General features: G+C 31.3%; 1 protein-coding gene. It reads right to left on the minus strand.

Annotated features, from left to right (window positions below; genetic code table 11):
* Positions 1-105: 105 nt before the first annotated feature.
* Positions 106-777, minus strand: a complete 672-nt coding sequence (locus tag ACIQ7T_RS27960) for a lipoprotein BA_5634 family protein (RefSeq protein ID WP_370082597.1) — start codon at positions 775-777, stop codon at positions 106-108.
* Positions 778-1005: the final 228 nt, after the last annotated feature.

Below are 1005 nucleotides of genomic sequence, written 5' to 3' on the forward strand. Positions count from 1 at the left end.
GCTTTCGCTACATAAAACATTTGTACCTGCCGCTTTGCTTTCGCTACATAAAACATTTGTACCTGCCGCTTTGCTTTCGCTACATAAAACATTTGCTGAAAGAAGTTAATCTTGTATGTCTACAAAATTTACTTTGTCTTCGCTATCTGGATAGACGCTCTCTATTTCTTTGAAAACTTGGTTTATCTTTTCTTTATCTTTATAATCGAATTTACTACCACCATTTAACTGAAACAATGTGAGCATAGACTCAGAATCGGCTAATTCATCATAAGTTTGGTCATTTAGAATAACAAGATCCTTGGGAATATATCCTATCCATGCTTGATGTTTAAGATAATGTACAGGTATCATTTGTCCATTCAAATCTATTTGGTTAAATTCCATATCCCCATCGCTATAAGAATAGAACAAATTCAGTGAACCGGGTAATTCTTTAATTTCATGAACAGGTTCTGAAATGATAGACGTACTGTTTGGATCTTTTCTCGCCCTAATAATTCCTTTCTTAACTAATGGTTCAGCAGTAGTTTTGTTAATAACTGCATACTTTAAATTTGATTCACCTTTTTTTGTTACTATGAACTTCATTTTGTAGTCAACTGTTTGTTTAGTTATATTTTTATACAACTGCTTAACTTTATTGACATCCTTTTCTGTGCCGATCACTAAAATTCCATTGACTGATTGTGGTGGACCTTCAATAAGACGTTTTACTCCAAATCCTATACCAATAAAAATGGCGATAACTAAAACTAAGCCTATAATTTTTTTCATTTTTTTATTTCTCCTCGTTTACTTGATGTCTAAATTATAGACTAGATATTCTTTATAATTGAATAACTGTTGTCTAACTATTTATCTTCTATTCTTACTCATTAGTAAGAATAGAAGATAAATATTTTCTATGTGAGTTAATTTCATAATTCTAATCTCTTTAGTATCAAGGGTTCTAAAACAATAAAAAACGGGCACCTCCCCAATTCGGTATAATGGTAGCGTCTA

This window comes from Lysinibacillus sp. NPDC096212 (genome assembly GCF_044763105.1).
Lineage (GTDB): Bacteria > Bacillota > Bacilli > Bacillales_A > Planococcaceae > Lysinibacillus.

What these genes read in the sequence shown, in the direction of transcription:
- ACIQ7T_RS27960 (WP_370082597.1), bottom strand. Translation starts at nt 777, where the DNA reads ATGAAAAAAATTATAGGCTTAGTTTTAGTTATCGCCATTTTTATTGGT.